Origin of the sequence: Nannocystis exedens (assembly GCF_002343915.1) — a bacterium.
Taxonomy (GTDB): domain Bacteria; phylum Myxococcota_A; class Polyangia; order Nannocystales; family Nannocystaceae; genus Nannocystis; species Nannocystis exedens.
In genome coordinates this window covers 7,625,049-7,641,664 of sequence record NZ_NETK01000001.1, presented here as the reverse complement: position 1 = coordinate 7,641,664, position 16,616 = coordinate 7,625,049, and the positions used below count along the sequence as shown (strand labels likewise).

Sequence of the window (16,616 nt, the reverse complement as noted above, 5' to 3'; positions counted from 1 at the left end):
CGATGATTGACTTGGATTGATCTGACTTCGACGTTCGCTTGAAATCACCGACCCTCGCACGATCGCCTGGGCCCGCCGTTCGGCGCCCCGGAGCCGGGCAGGATCCGCACCCCCGCCCCTACCACCGACCCTCCTCTTGTTCGATTCTCGCGCCGCGGACGGACACTCCTTACGGTCCACGGCCCCCTGCGCGGATCCTGCCCCGGCACCGAAAGGAGACCATCATGCTGCGCGACCTCACCGCTGATCCCTCGGGCGCTCCGGCCCACGAATCCGGCCACGGACCCCTCACCGCCTATTTCCGCGACCTCTCCGAGGTCCACGTCATGACCAAGGAAGAGGAGACCGCCGCGGCCCGCAAGATCAGCGAGCTCCGCAAGGGTCTGTGGGTTGCGATTCTGAATTACCCGCCGTTCGTCGAGGCGATCTGCGCCCTCGCGCGCCGGCGGCTGGGCGCCGACGTGTGCCCCGTGGCCGCCTTGAACGCGCTCGAGCAGACCTCGCGGACCCTCCGCGACCGCGACCTGCGCTGCCACCACGACGCCTTCCACGCCGCCCGCGACGAGCTGGCCGCGGCGATGCTCGCGGCCGACGTCGACAATGAGCTCGCCGACGCGATCCTCGCCGACCTCACCAGCCTCGAGGGCGACCGCAAGGCCGCGGTCTCGCTGAACGTCAACCCGCCGCGCCGCGGCAGCGCCCCGTTCGCCCGCTACGCCGCCGAGGTCCGCAAGCAGCACGCCGCGCTGACGGCCGCCAGGAACGCGTTCGTGCGCGCCAACCTGCGCCTCGTGGTCGCGCTGGCGCGCCGTTTCCACCGCGGCAACGTCCCGCTGCAGGACCTCATCCAGGAGGGCAACCTCGGCCTGATGAAGGCGGTCGACCGGTTCGACCCGGCCCGCGGCTGCCGCTTCTCGACCTACGGCTCGTGGTGGATCCGCCACGCCATCAGCCGCTCGATCGCCGACAAGGCCCGCAGCGTGCGCCTGCCCGTCCACATGATCGACGCGTGCAACAAGGTCACCAAGGCCCGCCGCGAGTTCGAGGCCCGCGAGGGCCGCGAGCCCACCGACCAGGAGCTCTCGGCCGTCAGCGGCGTCAGCGTCGAGCGGATCGCCCGCATGGGCTGGTCGCTGATCGAGACCCCGCTGAGCCTCGCCCTGCCCGCCTCGCGCGACGGCGAGGTCAGCCTCGTCGACACCGTCGCCGACCCCGACCACGAGGCCCCGTCGGACGTGCTCGACCGTGAGCTGCTCCACTCGCAGCTGCAAGAAGTTTTCGCCCAGCTCTCCCCGCTCGAGGCCGACATCCTGCGCAAGCGCGTCGGCCTCGATGGGCAGGAAGAGATGACGCTCAAGGAGATCGGCGCCGGCTACTCGCTGTCGCGCGAGCGAATCCGTCAGCTCCAGGAGGGCGCGCTGGCCAAGCTGCGCGCCGAGTTCTCGCGCCGTCACTTGATGTGACACGGCGGTCGGCGGCGCGGCGCGGACCCCGAGGTCTCCCGCTCGCCCGCTACGCGAGGTCGATCTTCGCACCCAACGGGCCGAGCCACAGGTGCTCGCCCGCGGAACGATCTCCCGCTCGCGTCGCCGACCGATCTTCCCCTTCTCCCCCCACGCGCTTCGACCGGGCCCAGCCGCAGCCAGGGGCCCGGTCGCAGCGCGCCCCCGCTTTCTCGAAGAGTGCGAATTGCGACATGTCCCCGCGGACATGCGCGCTCTTGCGGCCTCACGGAGGCGCGGGCGGCCACGACATGTCCCCGCGGACATCCTCTCGCCGCCGCGACGTGGGCGCGGTCGCGGCGCTCGCGCCCCGAGGCGCCAGCGGCCACGACATGTCCCGCGGACATCTCCTCGGCACCGCCCCGGGGACGCGAGCGCTCGCAGCGCTCGCGGGTCCCCGCGCGAGCGGCCCATGATCTGTCCTTCGGGTCATCCTCCCCGCCCGTCCCCTGGCCCGATGCGTCACCTGTCCCTCGGGCCATCCGCGCGCGCTCGTCCCCACCTCGTCGCCGCGCGCCTGCGCCCGCCGGTGATTGCCGCTGTGGCGATCTGCCACTGTCGCGATCCTCCACACCTTCGTGTCTCCCCGGAATACCCGCTGGGAGCCCCTCGCAGGCGCGCGAGCGGCTCGTGCAGTACCGTCGAGGCATGCCCATGATTCGAGCTCGTATCGCGTCGCTCGCCGCCCTGGTCGCCCTGAATTCGCCCGCCTGCGGCGACGATCGCGGCGCCTCGCCGTCCGCCGAGACGGAAGGCAGCAGCGCCGCCGTGACCACCGACGGCACCACCTCCGACGGCGGCGAACAGCCGACCACGGGCGACGGCGGCGACCCGACCGGCGCGGCGATCGACGCCCCGGCCGAGACCTGGACCTGGGTCCCGTTCGCCGACGCGCATTGTGCCAATGGCGAGACCACCGGCATCGCCGTCAATCTCACCACGCGCAGCGATCGCGTCGTCCTCTACCTCGAGGGCGGCGGCGCCTGCTGGGACGAGGCCACCTGCTACACCACGAACGCCAGCGCCCACGTCGCCGACGGCTACGGCGAGGCCGAGTTCGCCGCCGACTTCGACCCGCACCGGCCCAAGGTCATGACCGCGCAGATCTTCGACCGCGACGACGCCGACAACCCGTTCCGCGACATGAGCTTCGTCTACGTCCCGTACTGCACCGGCGACATGCACGGCGGCGACAACGTCGTCACCTACGGCGAGCGCACCACGATGCACGTCGGCGGCGCCAACCTGGTCGCCTACCTCGCGCGGATCGTCCCGACCTTCCCCGACGCGGGGCGCGTCTACCTCGCCGGCGCCAGCGCCGGCGGCTACGGGTCGACCTTCCACTGGTGGCGCGTGCAGCAGGCCTTCGGCGACGTGCGCGTCGACCTCATCGACGACTCCGGGCCGCCGCTCGACCCGCCGTACCTCGCCGAGGAGCTGTCCGACGTCTGGCGCGCGCAGTGGAACCTGGCCGCCTCGCTGCCGCCCGACTGCCCGGAATGCCTGGAGACGTTCGGCGCGATCTACGATTATTACGGCGCGAATCACACCACTCAGCGCTGGGCCCTCTTGTCCTATACCCGCGACTGGATCGTGCCGATCTACTTCGGCTTCACGCAGGAGGCGTTCCCGCAGGCGATCGCGGAGATCGTGCAGACCCACGTCGCCCCCTACGAGAACGCCCGCTACTTCCTGCTCGACGCGGTCGGCCACGTGCTGCTGACGGCGCGGCTGCCGGTCACCAGCAACGGCGTCGATCTGCAGGCCTGGCTGGGCCAGATGGTCGCCGACGACCCGGCGTGGACCAGCGTCGATCCGTGAGCCGGACCTCGAGTCACGACCACCGTCCCGCCCCCGACGACCCACCGCGCGGATCTTCGGATTTTTTCAAGAATCACTCCTCGCGGCTCGTCCGGCTCCACCGCGATCGCATCTCGTGGCGCGTGGCCGGCTCGAGCTTGCCCGGCGAGATCGACCACATCAGCGTCGGCTCGCCGAACGGCAGCGGGTCGGCCTCTGCGTCCCACGTGCGCCAGCTCTTGCCGTACGTCGAGCGCAGCTCGCCCATCAGCGCCGTGTGGGCCGCGTCGGTCAGCCCGGGCGACACCAGCACCCCGCTGTCGATCTCCCCCACGTGCGCGTGCCAGTACTGGCGCTCGACCGCCGGCAGGGTCGCGTACAGCGACGGCGAGATCACGTACTCCACCCCCACCAGGTGCGCGCCTTCGTCGGAGCCGTCGAACAGCACGCACTGGCTGAAGTCCGCGTTGAGCTGGGCGCAGTAGAACAGCGCCCGGTCGGGCCGGCCTTCGCCCGGCGCTCCGCCCGCCTCGCGCTTCGGGCGGGTGTAGCCGTCGAGGACCAGCAGCAGCCGGTCGACCGGCGTGCGGTCTTGCGGGCCGAGCGTCCCGCTCTCGAGCGCGCGCACGGTCGCCGAGCGGCCCGGGTCGTCGCGGCGCGCCGGCCCGTCGCTCGCCGCCCCGCGGCTGGCCACCGCCGTCGCAGGCGGCGCGCTGCGGCCGTGGCAATCCGCGAGCCCGAGCAGCGCGCACAGCGACAGCGCGGCCCGGGCGGGGAGCACCCCTCGCATGCGGTGGGCATGACCTCGGCAGCCCCGGCGCGCCAGCGAGCCGGGCCGCGGGGGCGATGGCCGGCGCCATCGAACATGTCCCCAAAGACAGTTGCCGCGATTGCGGCCGTCTCGCGGCGGCGGCGCTCCGGCGTGCCGAGCGGCGAGGGGGCGAGCGGGCCGGCCCGGTCCGGTTGGGCTATCCTGCCAGCCATGCCCGACCCCGGCGACGCCCCGGACGACGCCACGCGCGCGCCGCAGTCCGCCGCCGCGCGCGAGGTCCGGCGGATCAAGGCCGCGGCGCACGCGAAGCTGTTCGGCAAGGACGCCCGGGCCCAGCCGCAGAAGATCGCCCACTACGCCGTCCTGCAGCCGCTGGGCGTCGGCGGCATGGGCGAGGTCTACCTCGCCTACGACGCCAAGCTCGACCGCCAGGTCGCCATCAAGCTCGTCCGGCTCGACCGCGACAGCGGGCTCGAGCGGGCCTCGTCGCGGCTGATCCGCGAGGCCCAGGCGCTGGCCCAGCTGTCGCACCCCAACGTCGTCCAGGTCTACGAGACCGGCAATTTCGAGGGCCGGGTGTTCATCGCCATGGAGTTCGTCCGCGGGATGCACATGCGGCGCTGGCTGGAGACCGCCCCGCGGACCTGGCGGCAGGTGCTCGACGCGTACCTGCAGGCCGGCCACGGCCTGGCCGCCGCGCACCGGTGCGGCATGGTCCACCGCGACTTCAAGCCCGAGAACGTGCTGGTCGGCGACGACGGGCGGGTCCGCGTGGTCGACTTCGGCCTGGTCCGCAGCGCCCCCGACCCCGACGCCCCGGCCGACGTCGGCGACAACGTGTCCGCCGAGGACCTCGAGCGCAGCTCGCGGCTGACCCAGAGCGGCGCGCTCATGGGCACGCCCTCGTACATGTCCCCGGAGCAGTTCCAGGGCGTGCGGGCGACCGACAAGAGCGACCAGTTCGCGTTCTGCGTCGCCCTCTACCGCGGCCTCTACGGCTGGCACCCGTTCGCCTCCGAGACCCGCGCCGAGCTCAAGCGGCGGGTCTTGACCGGCCTCATCGCCCCGCCGCCGCGCGACGCCAAGGTCCCGCCCGGCATCTACACCGTGCTCGTCCGCGGCCTGCACGCCGACCCCGAGCAGCGCTACCCGTCGATGGAGGCGCTGCTGGCCGCCCTGGCCGCCCCGCCGCGGCGGCGGCGGGTCGGCGTCGTCCTGGCCGCCGGTCTCGCCGGGCTGGCCGCCGTCGCCGTCGCTGCCGCCAGCCCGCACGTCGACCACAGCTGCGAGTGGGCCGTGGCCGCCGAGCTCCCGCCGCCCGGCGCCGGCCTGGCCGGCGCCTTCGCCGGCGCCGACCTCCCGTTCGCCGCCGCCACCGCCGCGCGCGCCGGCGCGCAGCTCGACCGCTACGCCACCGTCCTCGGCCACGCCCGCGCCGCCGCCTGCGCGGGGCCGCTCGCCGCCGAGCCGCTGCGCGAGCGCCACCGCGCCTGCCTCGACCGCCGCACCCGCGACCTCGCCGTCGTCACGCGCGCCCTCGCGCGCCTGCGCCCCGAGCAGCTCGGCGACGCCGAGCGGATGGCCGAGTCGCTGCCCGACATCGCCCCCTGCTTCGACCCCGGCAACCTCGTCGGCCCCGGCCCCGCCCCGGCCGACCTCGCCGCCGCCCTCGACGAGGCGCGCGTGTCCGCCCTCGCCGGCCGCTACAGCGACGCCACCCGCCAGGTCGACCGCGTCCTCAAGGAGGTCGGCGGCGACCCGCTGCGCGCCGAGGCGGCCGCCCTCCTCGGCCACGTCTCCTGCGCGCGCGGGATCGTCCACCAGGGCCGCGACCAGCTCGCCACCGCCCTCCAGCTCGCCATCAGCCACCGCGACGACGACCTCGTCGCCGACGTCCAGCGCTACCTGGCCGAGTGCACCGGCGACGAGGCCACCGCCCGCCTCGCCGGCGCCGCGGCCGAGCGCCTGCGCGACCCGAGGCGGATCACCGAGGTCGCCCTGCTGCGCGCCGAGCTCCTGGCCGACCACGGCGACCCGACCAGCGCGCAGATGCTGCTGCGCGACACCCTGGCCCGCGCCGCCGACCGCCCGGCCACCGCCGCCCGCATCGAGATGCTGCGCGGCCGTATGCTCGCCCTCCAGGGCGGCAACCACGAGGCCCGCGCCCACCTCGACCAGGCGCTCGGCCTGCTCGCCGGCCTGCCGCGCCACCCGGCCGTCGCCGACGTGCTCGAGGAGCGGGCCCGCCTCCACCTCCGCCTCGGCGAGAAAGCCGACGCCCGCCTCCGCTTCGGCGAGGCCCTGGCGATCCGCACCGCCCTGCCCGGCCAGGAGGCCGCCCTCGCCCGCCTCCACCTCGCCCTCGCCGACCTCGCCGCCGCCGCCGACGAGCGCAGCCGGGCCCACCGCCACTACGCCGAGGCCGTCGCCCTCGCCAACCGCCTCCCCGACCTCCTCCCCGGCCAGGACCTCGCCCGCGCCCAGCTCGGCCGCGACACGGCCACCGGCCGCGACCCGGCGACACCGCCGCCGCCGCGCATGCCGTGAGGCGACGCCCGCGGTCGCGGCCCCGCCGGGAGGACGTCCGGACGCCGAGCGCCGCGACATGTCCTCTCGGGCAGCCAGGTGAACCCGGCGACGCGCGCCGGTCGCGAGGCGATCGAAGCGAGAGACCATCTGTCCCTTCGGACAGCGAGACGGCCGGCGTGGCCGGACATGGTGCGCGCGGGCTACGGCGGCCGCTCCTCGCATCGCGAGCCCCAGGGGACCAAACCGCGCCGCCCTTGTGACGCCTGCCGAGGCCCGGCGACGAGCCTCGGCCGACGTCGGCGCTCGCGCCCCGACCGCGCCCCGCATGGACCGGAGGGCCACGCCCAGGACGTCACATCCATCCACATGCTGAGACAGGGATGCATGCCTCGGCGAGACGGCCCTCGCTCGCGGCCCGCAGATGCCCCGCGCCCGCGGGTCGCATTCATCACACCACGAATCTGCGTCCATCGCTCCGACCTGCGACGACATCACGGCCCGTCCGCAGGCACGACGTCGGCGACACCACGTCGGCCGTCGGCTTGGCGACCCGGCTCGTCCAGACGCTGGTGCTGGCGGGGCGATGCGCACGATCGCGGGGAGGAGCGGCCGCGAGGGGCATGAGCCGCTGCACGCGGACGCTGGCCGCGTGTGCGCCCGGCCGCCGCGGTCGCGCGCTCCTCCGGGGGTTGTGTCGGGCGCGACGTTGCCGTCGATCCGCCCCTGGCTCCCGTGCACGATCCCGGCATACCTGAAAACCATGCCCGTTCGGGCGGGAGAGATGGATGAAGATCACGAGACAGTGGTATATCGGCGTCTGCGTGGGCGCGCTCGCGTGCGAGGCGGCGCAGGGCGGAGCGAGTGAAGCGGCGATCGCCGGCACCGACGATATGTGCGAGGTCGACGAGCGCGAGGACGGGGCCTGCGGCGCCGACGATTTCGCCGTCGCGCCGGCGTACGACGGTCGCTGCGGCAATCACCCGACGACCCTCGAGGTCGCGGCGATGGAGTCCGACATCCGCGCGCGCGTGGCCGCGGCCCCGCGGGAGCCGGAGGCCCGGGCGACGATCCCGGTGTATTTCCATGTCATCAGCGATGACAATGGGGTGGGCGACATCACGGAGGCGCAGATCGCCCAGCAGCTCGACGTGCTCAACGCGGCCTTCGCCGGCTCAAACTTCGACTTTTCACGCGCCGGGGTCACGCGCACCCGCAAGAGCGCCTGGCACCTCATGGCCCAGGACAGCGCGGCCGAGACGGAGGCGAAGGCCGCGCTCCGCAAGGGCGGCGCGGGGACCCTCAACGTGTATGTCGTCAACGCGGTGAGCCTGCTGGGATGGGCGACCTTCCCCTGGTGGTACGCGGGCGACCCGAAGGACGACGGGATCGTGGTCGACCGCGCGACCTTCCCCGGGGGCACCGCGGTCAATTACAACAGCGGCCTGACGGCGGTCCACGAGGTCGGGCACTGGCTCGGCCTCTATCACACGTTCCAGAACGGCTGCTCGATCCTGGGCGACTTCGTCGGCGACACGCCGGCCGAGCAATCCCCGGCCACGGGTTGCCCCGCCAGCCGCGACAGCTGCAAGGCGTCCGGGAGCGACCCGATTCACAACTACATGGATTATACGAACGACCTCTGCCGGGATCAGTTCACGGCCGGGCAGAAGAGCCGCATGGCGTGGAACTATTCGCTGTTCCGCTGACGCGCCGGCGCTCGCCAGCGGGCACCGTCGCCGTTCCGGCGGGACTGCCATGGATCGAATGGTGCGACCGCTCCCGGGAAGCGTGCGGCGAGCGATCCATTGTTGTGGCCCGAGTTCCCAAGCCGGCGACCTCCGAGGTCGGCCGCGTGCCGTGGCCGGCACCCGCTCGACCGACCAGCCGCTGGCGGACCTCGTCGCCACGGCGATTGCGGGGAAGCGGCGCACAAAACTCCACCTGGCTCAACCCGACCGAGCCGCTGGCAGAATTCGTCGCCATGACGGCTCGGGGGAAGCGGCGCACCAACGCCACGCCGGCCCGATCGCCGAACCGCTGGCGGACCTCCTCGGCGTGGCGGCTGCGGGGAGCGGCGCACCAACGCCGCGCCGGCTCAGCCGCCGAGCGGCTGGCGGACCTCGTCGGCGTAGCGGCTGCGGGGGGAGCGGCGCCAACGCCGCGCCGGCTCAGCCGCCGGGCCGCTGACGGACCTCACCAACGCCGCGCCGGCTCAATTGCCGAGCCGCTGGCGGACATCGTCGGCGTAGCGGCTGCGGGGGAAGCGGCGCAGGAACTCGGCCCCGGCCCGGGCGGCGTCCTGGTCGCGGCCCAGGCGGTGGAGCGCCTCGACGCGCCCGTGGAGGGCCTCCTCGCCGAGGGCGCCCTGCGGCGCGTCGCGGAGGTAGGCGTCGAAGGCCGAGAGCGCGCCGCGGGGCTCGCCGAGCGGCCCGAGCGAGAGCTGACCGAGGGCGACCTGGGCGGTGCGGGCGAGCGAGGTGTCGCCGTGCTCCCGCAACAGACGGCGGTAGATGCGGGCGGCCGCCCGGTACTTGCCGGCCCCGCGGAGGGCGTGCGCCTCGTCGATGAGCTGCCCGGGGTCGCTGGCGGGGCGCGGCTTCGCGGCGGCGCCCCGCTCCGCCCGGCCGCCGTCGGCGGGCACGACCTGCGCCCGCGAGTCGGCCGTCTCGCCGGCGGCGAGCGGGCGCTCCACGCCCCCCTCGCGCAGGCGATGCGCGCCGCGCAGCGCGGTGACCTGCCAGCGCTGCGGCTCCGCGACGATCAGGACGGCGCCGGGCTCGTCGCTGACGATCGCCACGCCGGCGACCTCGATCCACACGACGCCGACGCCCGCCGGCGCGACCTCGACGTGGACGCGGCCGCGCTCGACGGCGAGGACCGCCCCCCGGGCGACCAGCTCGGCCTCGCCCTCGGCGCAGGCGGTGACCTGCCCGGCGACGCCGACGCAGCCGGCGTCGGCGAGGCGGAGCGGGCCGTCGGCGAGGGGCTGGTGCAGCGCGAGCGGGCCGCTTCCGGCCGCGGCGACGCCGCCGAGCAGGCGCAGCTCGGCGGAGATGTCCTTCGGGACAGGCGCCGGCTCGGCGGGGCTGTCCGCGCGCGAGGCGAGGCTGTCTTTCGGGTCATGTGCGGGCGGGCTGTCCTTCGCGCCAGGTCCGGCGTCGCGGCCGCCCTCGGCGCCATGTTCGGCCGCGGCGAGCGGCGACGGCGACGTGTCCTCGGAGACATGTCCGAAAGGCCGGACGAGCAACAGCCAGGCGGCGGCCGCGGCGAAGGCGACGCCGAGACCGATGACGAGGGCCGAGCGGCGGCCGGCCCCGGGGCGCGGCGCGCCGGTGACGGCCGTCCGGTCGGCGAGGAAGCGGTCGACGGCGGCGGCGACGAGCGCGTCGTCGGCGGCGGCGTCGGTCGCTTCGGGTTCGCCGCGGCGGAGCGCGTCGAGCAGCTCGCGCTCGCGCCGCGTCGCCGGTCCGTCGCCGCGGTGCGCCGCGAGGAAAGCGGCGTCGTCGGCCGGGAGCGGGTCGCCGCCGAGGGACGCGTCGACGAGCCGGCGCCAGCGTCGGTCCTCGGGGGTGTCGTCGATTGCTTCGGGGTCGTGGTGCATCGGAGGCTCCGTCACGGGGCCGGACGGCCGAGGTTGAGGTCGCGGCGGATCAGCTTGCGGAGGGTCTCTTCGGCCTTGAGGACCCGCGACTTGACGGTGGGCACCGGCGCTCCGGTCAGCTCGGCGATCTCGGGCAGGGTGTGGTCGAGCGCGTGGCGGAGCACGAGGGCGATCCGCTGCGGCTCGGGGAGGAGCGCGAGGTAGTCGGTGACGGCGCGCGGGATGTGCTCGCGGAGGTCGTCGCCGAGGTCGGCAGGCTCGCTGCCGAGGTCGTCCTCGTCGTGGGCGACGACGGACAGCCGGCGCCCGCGACGGAGCCAGCGGAGGGTGACGCGGACGGTGATCCGGCGAGCCCACGCCTCGAGCGGGCCCTGGCCGGCGTAGGTCCGCGCCGACTCCAACAGCTCGATGAGCGCGGACTGCGAGACGTCGTCCGCGTCGGTGCCGGAGCCGAGGAGCGCCCGGGTCACCCGGCGCGCGACCGGCAGGAGCCGGCGGGCGAAGCTGGTCGCGGCCTGGCGATCGCCGGCCGCGGTCGCCCGCGCGAGCGCGCGAGCCTCGGCGTGCTCGGCGACGTCGTCGGGCTGCCCGTCGGCGGCGACGGCCACGAGCACGGGTGCGGGGGCCTTGGCGAGCAATCGGCGGTAGGGTGGCCCGGCAACGGCCCGGCGGATGAAAAATTATGGCGGGGCCCGGGCGGTCGCCGCCGCCGGTCGGCGGGCGGACCCGACCGCGCCCTGGCGCACTCGGGCGGGGCCAGGGCCAGCGGCGGCACCGACGCTCGGAGGCGGACCCGACGGCGCCCTGGCTCGGGGCCAGGACGACCGGCGAGGCATCGGAGGCGGACCCGACCGCGCCCTGGCGCACTCGTCGAAGGCGGACCAGACGGCGCCCTGGCACGCTCAGGCGCGGCCGCTCGACGGTCGGCACCTACCGGTGCTAGCGCACCCACGACAGGCCCAGGCCCGCGGTGGCGCCGACGGTCGGCGGGCGGACCAGCGGGGTGGTGCCCACGGGCGTGCGGGCGACGAGGTCGAAGTTGCGCAGCCAGAGGTCGAGGCCGGCCGCGAGGACGAGGGCGAACCCGCGCCCGAGCTGGAGGCCGAGGCCGACGGTCGGCGCGAGGGCGACCCGCAAGCCCGCGCCGCCGCGCGCCTGCGAGCCCGCGGTCGGCCGCCAGACGATCGCCTCGCCGCGCCCGACCACGGCCGGCTCGACGAAGAAGCGGCGGCGGGCCCCGAGCGGCACGCGGAAGCCGACCCGCACGGTGAAGCCGACGCGGCCGAGCCGCAAACGGGCGTCGTCGCGGGTCTGCTGGCCGAGCTCCGGGGTGAGCGGGGGGTGGAGGAGGCCCGCGCCGCCCACGGCGACGACCAGGCCGCGGCGGCCGAGGACGCCGAGCTCGACGCCGAGCCCGCTGCCCCACGGGAGCTGGGCGGCGTAGCTCGAACCGGCGTACCCCAGCCCGAGCGACAGGCGCAGGCGCGGCGCCGGGGCGGGCTTCGGCGGGGCGGCGGGCGCAGGCGGCGGCGCGGGGGCCGGGGACGGCGGGCGCTCCTCGGGCACCGGCACGGCGATGACCTCCATGTCGGCAGGAGCCTCGCTCGCCGCCAGCGAGGCGACCAGGCCGCGGATCACGACGCCGAGGATCTCCCGCGTCTCGAGCGGGTCGTCGGGCGTGTCGAGGTGCCGCGTGTAGAGCCGCTCGGGCGCGCCGAGGAGCAGGTAGACGGCGCTCCCCTGCCCGGCCGCGGCCTCGACCCAGACGACCGCGAAGGCCCCCTCGGCGAGGCGCTCGCGCGCCCACCCGAGCGGCTCCGCGAGCGCGGCCGCCGGCCGGGCCTCGACCGCCGGGCCGACGTCGAGGTCGGCGAGGTGGCCGCGGAGGGCCTGGACGACCGCGACGGCGTCGAGCCGGCCGCCCTCGATCACGCCGACGACGATTTGCCGGGGCTCGGTGGCGGTGGCGGTCGCCTCGGCGGGGGGACTCACGGGCGAGGGCTCGCCGACGATGAGCGCGAGGGCCAGAGGGATGGCGACCACAGGCGCCAGTTGTATCCCGGCCCGCGAGCGCCGACCAGCAGGGCGCGGCGGTTCAGCACTCCAGGCAGGTGCCCACCACCGCGGTGCCCTGCGGTTCGAGCTCGACGTTGTTGGACGCGACGATCCCTCGCCACTCGAACAGGCCGCCGCCGAGGTCGGTCGCGGCGTGGTTCCACCGGTCGACGGTGACGGCGTCGGTGGCGAGCTGCACCCACCAGGCCGCCCGCGCGGCTCCGGTGTTGGTGAGCGTGAGCTCGTAGCAGGAGCCGCTCACCCAGTCGCTGGTGAGCACGCGAGCGACCGCGAGCCCCTCGGAGGCGTCGACGACGACGAGGCCGCAGCGCCCGTCGCCCGGCTCGCCGCCCGCGAGCTCGAGGACCTCGCCCTCGCCGCGGCAGGCGAACACCAGCGCGGCGCCGAGCAGGGCGAGCAGAGGGCGACGTCGAGCTCGCGGAGCGGCGCGCATGTCCTCTTCTTCTAGCGGGCGGACCCGCGGCAGGCAACGGCCCCGCCGCGCCGCGCTCGGCGGACGAAGCGCTCGCTCGCCGCCTGCAGGGAGCATCCGCGCAGGCAACCGCCGCGCCTCGCTCGGCCCGGCGCACGAGGTGCTCGCTCGCAGCCCGCTGCACGTGCCTCGCAGGCAGCGGCTGCCCCTCACTCGGCCCGGCAGACGGCCACGTCCGCCGCGCCTCGCTCGGCCCGGCGCGCGAGGTGCTCGCTCGCAGCCCGCTGGACGGTCCTGTCGCTGAGGCACACGCCTCAAGCATGTCCACGAAAACATGTCCTGATAGACGTGTTTTCGTGGACATGCTCTTCAAGACAGCCCCATCGCCCGGCGGCGGACGCTTCGCGGTCCCCCGGACGTCCGGGCGCGAGCTGCTGCACGAGCGGCCGCCTGCGAGCGGGTCGGCCCGGCCTCGGCCGCTCGCGCCCGCGACGGCCGGCCTCACTCCTCGCGGCGGACGAAGTGCTCGCTCGCCGCCAGCTGCACGTAGAACTCGCGCAGGCCGACCTCGCCGTCCTGCAGGGCCGTGCGGGCCTCCTCGGCCAGGCAGTTCTCCTCGACGCCGTAGGCGAAGTTCGTCAGCAGCCCGCTGACGCAGTCGGTCGTCTGCGGCAGCTCGGCGAGCTTGTTCGCCAGGTCGGTCAGGCCGTCGAACTGGATCAGCGGCGTGAGCATCGAGTCCACCGCCTGGCCGGTGGCGTCGATCGGCAGCCCGTTCTCGTCGGCGCGGAAGCGGCCCGCGGCGTCGAAGTGCTCGAAGCCGAAGCCGATCGGATCGAAGTACTGATGGCACGACTGACACGCGGGGTCGCCGGCGTGCGCGACCTCGTAGCGCTCGCGGGTGGTCTGCGCGCCGGGCATCGGCGGGTCGATCGCCGGGATGTTCATCGGCGGCGGGATGTGCGGGCCGCACAGCAGCCGGTCGTAGACCAAAAGCCCGCGCTTGGTCGGCGACGAGCTGTCGGCGTGGGCCTGCCCCGCGAGCACCGAGCCCTGGGCCAGCAGGCCCACGCCCCAGTCGGCCGGGCGCTCGACCACCGCGCTGTCGCCGGCGACCTGCCCGAAGCCGTAGAACTGCGACAGCGTCGCGTCGAGCACGGTGATCGGCGCGGTCAGCAAGGCGCGGACGTCGCCCTCCTGCGCGAACACCACCTCGTCGACGAAGCGCCGCGTCTCGTCGATCATGCGCATGCGGATGTCGTCGAACGTGGCGACGTCGATCTTCACCTTGCTCTCGACCTGCGGATACTTGGCCCACTGGCGGAAGAACAGGTGCAGGACGTCCTTGCCGCGCGGGGTCGAGAGCAGCGCGCCGGCCTCGGCCATGCGGGCCTCGGGAGTGGCGAGCGCGCCCTGCTCGGCCTTCGCCAGCAGCTCCGGGCTCGGCGTGCTGCCGCCGTAGGTGTACGCGAGCGCGGTCGCGACCTCGTACGGCGTCAGCGCGTAGCCGTCGTCGCCCGGCTCGCCGAGCTCGCTGCGGTACACCGCGTGCGGCGACTGGATCAGGCCGACGAGCGTCCACTTGAGCGCGACCGGGAATTCGACCTCGGCGGCGATCGCCGCGAAGTGCGACGCGTAGCGCGCCCGCTCGTCGGCCGTCAGCGGGCGGCGGAACAGCCGCTGCCCGTATTTATCGATGAATTCGGCGGCGCAGGCGGAGTCGGGGCTCTGGGCCGCGCACGGCAGGATCAGCGGCAGCACCGCGGGCGCGGTGACCGCGTCGCCGACGTCCTCGGCGGTCGCGAGCCACTCGGCCGCGGTCTGGTCGCCGACGAGCAGCGTCGCGGCGTCGTTGGTGAACCCGTGCTTCGACGCCGGATCGATGCCGAGCTGCACGCCGGACCAGGTCGCCTCGATCTCGGGGAAGATGTCGCGCAGCGTGTGCTCGAGCTCGACCTGCGACAGCCGGCGGAGCACCCGCGCGCCGAGCCGCGACTGCTCGCAGCGCCCGGACGGGTTCACCGGCGGCGGGTCGTCGGTGTCGCTCGATCCGCCGGTCGGGTCGTCGGTCGTGGCGCCGCCGGTCGACGCGCCCCCGGTCTCGGTGTCGCCGACGTCGGTGTCGCTGCCGGCCCCGCCGCCGCCCGGGCATCCTGTCCCGAAGGCCAGGCCGAGCGCGAGGTACACATGTCGGGAGGAGAGGTGGGTGCGTGTCATGCCTTGAGCTCCTGGATCGCAGAGACCGACTGACCGCCGATCGAGCCGAGCGGGACGTCCATCGCGTCGGCGAGGGTCGCCAGCATGTCGATGTGGCTGCGCTCGACCTGGACCGCCTGCTGCGTCTTGAGGTAACCACCGCCGCCGCCGATCAGGATCGCCGGCAGGCTCGAGCTCCACGGCTTGCCGTCGAGCCACACGTCCGAGTGGTCGGAGTTGTGATTGGCGCCGTCGGACACCTCGCTGCACACGTACACGAGGGTGTTGTCGAGCACGGTGCGGGTCGGATCCTCGACGTCGAGCGGGTCGGGCTGGTCGAGCACCTTCAAGAACTTCTCGGCCAGGCGCTCGAAGAACCACTTCTGGCACTGCGCGAACTCGGCCCGGCCGGCGCCGTCCCACGAGTGCGACACCGGGTCATGGTGGCCCTTGGGGATCCCGGGGCCGCCCTCGAAGCCGAAGTTGAGGCCGGCGTTGACCCACATGTTCTGCAGCGTGATCACCCGCGCCGAGCCGCACAGGAACGCGTACGCGCTCGCCTCGAGGTGCGCGTCGAGGATCTTGCCGAAGAAGCTCTGGTTGAGCGGGTCGAGCCCGGCGACCGCGTCGACGGCCGGCAGCGCCGGCTTGCTGTCGCAGCTGACCATCGGCGGCGGCGGCCCCTCGCCCGAGGCCTTGGCCTTGAGGTTGCGGACCGCGTCCAGGTGCAGCGCCAGCTTGCTCTCCTCGCGCGTCAGGCCGGACACCGCCGCCTGCATCGCCTCGATCTCGCCCTCGGTCAGCGCCAGCGTCGCGGCGCGGAACTTGTTCTCGTCGACGCCGGGCATCGGCATCGGCGCCGGACCGACGCCCTGGAACAGCTGCGCCACCGCCTCGACCGGGCTCTCGATCGGCCGCACCCACGAGCCGTGCTTGACCAGGTAACAGTCGCTGTAGAAGCCGGCCCCCTTGTCGTAGGGGATCGCGCCGATCACGTGCGGGGTGACGCCCATGCCGTCGGCGATCAGCCGATCGATCGAGTCGCTGCCCTCGCCCTCGGCGAAGCCGGTCAAGGTCGCGCGGATCGCCACGTGGTTCGAGATCCCGCCGTTCATCGACAGCCCGTTGACGACGGCGACGCGGCTCTTGTACGGGACGAGCGGGCTCAGCACGTTCGAGCCCTGCAAGAAGGCGTCCCCCTCGCCGTAGGGCTGGAGGTGCTCGGGCGGCATGCCGTGCGGGATGTAGAAGATGAAGAGGCGCTTCGGCCGGTCGCCGGGGGCGGCGACCGCCAGGCGCGACATCTTCGCCGCGAGCGGCGCGGCGATGCCGAGGCCCATTGCCGCCAGGAAGGTGCGGCGCATCAGTCGGTGCTGCGATCGGTGCATGCGTTCCTCCGCGCGCGCGGAGCTGCCCGCGCGCGATGTTCGACAGGAGTGTGACGGGAGCAGGAGAGCGAGGCGCGGCGGAGCGGCATGGACGAGCGACCGGGCGTCGCCCGACCGGCGCCGAGGAGTCACCTCGGAGATGACCCAAGGTTCATGGTAGTAAGTTCATGTCGTAAAGTTCAGGCCGGCCCGCCGGCGTCGGCCGGGTGACGCCTCACGCCCTCCTGTGGCGCCGCGGCGGCGGGGTGGATGAAAAAAAATCGCGGCCGCTCCCGCGCGCGACCGCCCGGCCGAGGCGCGCGCCCCCGCGCCGACCGTGAGGCGCCGAGCGCCCAGACCC

The 16,616-nt window shown here is 74.5% G+C and carries 11 protein-coding genes; 4 read left to right on the top strand and 7 right to left on the bottom strand.

What is annotated here, in order from left to right; all coding sequences use genetic code 11:
* Positions 1-224: 224 nt before the first annotated feature.
* Together NAEX_RS30080 and NAEX_RS30075 are read left to right on the top strand one after the other, a co-directional pair.
* Entirely contained in the window at positions 225-1,463 is a 1,239-nt protein-coding gene (locus NAEX_RS30080; RefSeq protein ID WP_096330920.1) for a sigma-70 family RNA polymerase sigma factor, read from the top strand.
* A 693-nt stretch (positions 1,464-2,156) separates the two neighbouring features.
* Positions 2,157-3,323, top strand: coding sequence for a pectin acetylesterase-family hydrolase (locus NAEX_RS30075; protein ID WP_100793323.1), 1,167 nt, complete (start codon positions 2,157-2,159; stop codon positions 3,321-3,323).
* Between the two features lie 73 nt (positions 3,324-3,396).
* On the opposite strand, the gene NAEX_RS30070 is transcribed toward NAEX_RS30075, so the two are convergent.
* The gene (locus tag NAEX_RS30070) at positions 3,397-4,092 is read right to left on the bottom strand and encodes a DUF1264 domain-containing protein (RefSeq protein ID WP_096330918.1); all 696 of its coding nucleotides are present in this window, start codon (positions 4,090-4,092) and stop codon (positions 3,397-3,399) included.
* 192 nt (positions 4,093-4,284) lie between these two features.
* Here NAEX_RS30070 and NAEX_RS30065 point away from each other — a divergent pair, with 192 nt between their 5' ends.
* Together NAEX_RS30065 and NAEX_RS30060 are read left to right on the top strand one after the other, a co-directional pair.
* Positions 4,285-6,621 (top strand): serine/threonine-protein kinase, encoded by a 2,337-nt coding sequence (locus tag NAEX_RS30065; RefSeq protein ID WP_170136111.1) that lies wholly within the window; start codon positions 4,285-4,287, stop codon positions 6,619-6,621.
* Positions 6,622-7,388: 767 nt separating this feature from the next.
* Positions 7,389-8,309 (top strand): zinc metalloprotease, encoded by a 921-nt coding sequence (locus NAEX_RS30060; protein WP_096330916.1) that lies wholly within the window; start codon positions 7,389-7,391, stop codon positions 8,307-8,309.
* Between the two features lie 506 nt (positions 8,310-8,815).
* On the opposite strand, the gene NAEX_RS30055 is transcribed toward NAEX_RS30060, so the two are convergent.
* The 6 genes from NAEX_RS30055 to NAEX_RS30030 form a co-directional block, all read right to left on the bottom strand.
* Positions 8,816-10,219 carry a tetratricopeptide repeat protein gene (locus tag NAEX_RS30055; protein WP_143825651.1) on the bottom strand — a complete coding sequence of 468 codons (1,404 nt, stop codon included), beginning with the start codon at positions 10,217-10,219 and terminating at the stop codon, positions 8,816-8,818.
* On the bottom strand, positions 10,216-10,818 hold the full coding sequence (locus NAEX_RS30050; RefSeq protein WP_100793325.1) for an RNA polymerase sigma factor: 603 nt from the start codon (positions 10,816-10,818) through the stop codon (positions 10,216-10,218). The genes NAEX_RS30055 and NAEX_RS30050 overlap by 4 nt, the downstream gene beginning before the upstream one ends.
* A gap of 325 nt (positions 10,819-11,143) precedes the next feature.
* Positions 11,144-12,247 carry a hypothetical protein gene (locus NAEX_RS30045; protein ID WP_096330913.1) on the bottom strand — a complete coding sequence of 368 codons (1,104 nt, stop codon included), beginning with the start codon at positions 12,245-12,247 and terminating at the stop codon, positions 11,144-11,146.
* Between the two features lie 52 nt (positions 12,248-12,299).
* The gene (locus tag NAEX_RS30040) at positions 12,300-12,713 is read right to left on the bottom strand and encodes a hypothetical protein (protein WP_143141096.1); all 414 of its coding nucleotides are present in this window, start codon (positions 12,711-12,713) and stop codon (positions 12,300-12,302) included.
* Positions 12,714-13,193: 480 nt separating this feature from the next.
* Entirely contained in the window at positions 13,194-14,909 is a 1,716-nt protein-coding gene (locus NAEX_RS30035; RefSeq protein ID WP_096330911.1) for a DUF1588 domain-containing protein, read from the bottom strand.
* Positions 14,906-16,252, bottom strand: a complete 1,347-nt coding sequence (locus NAEX_RS30030; RefSeq protein WP_245913830.1) for a DUF1552 domain-containing protein — start codon at positions 16,250-16,252, stop codon at positions 14,906-14,908. Before NAEX_RS30030 ends, NAEX_RS30035 begins: the two co-directional genes overlap by 4 nt.
* Positions 16,253-16,616: the final 364 nt, after the last annotated feature.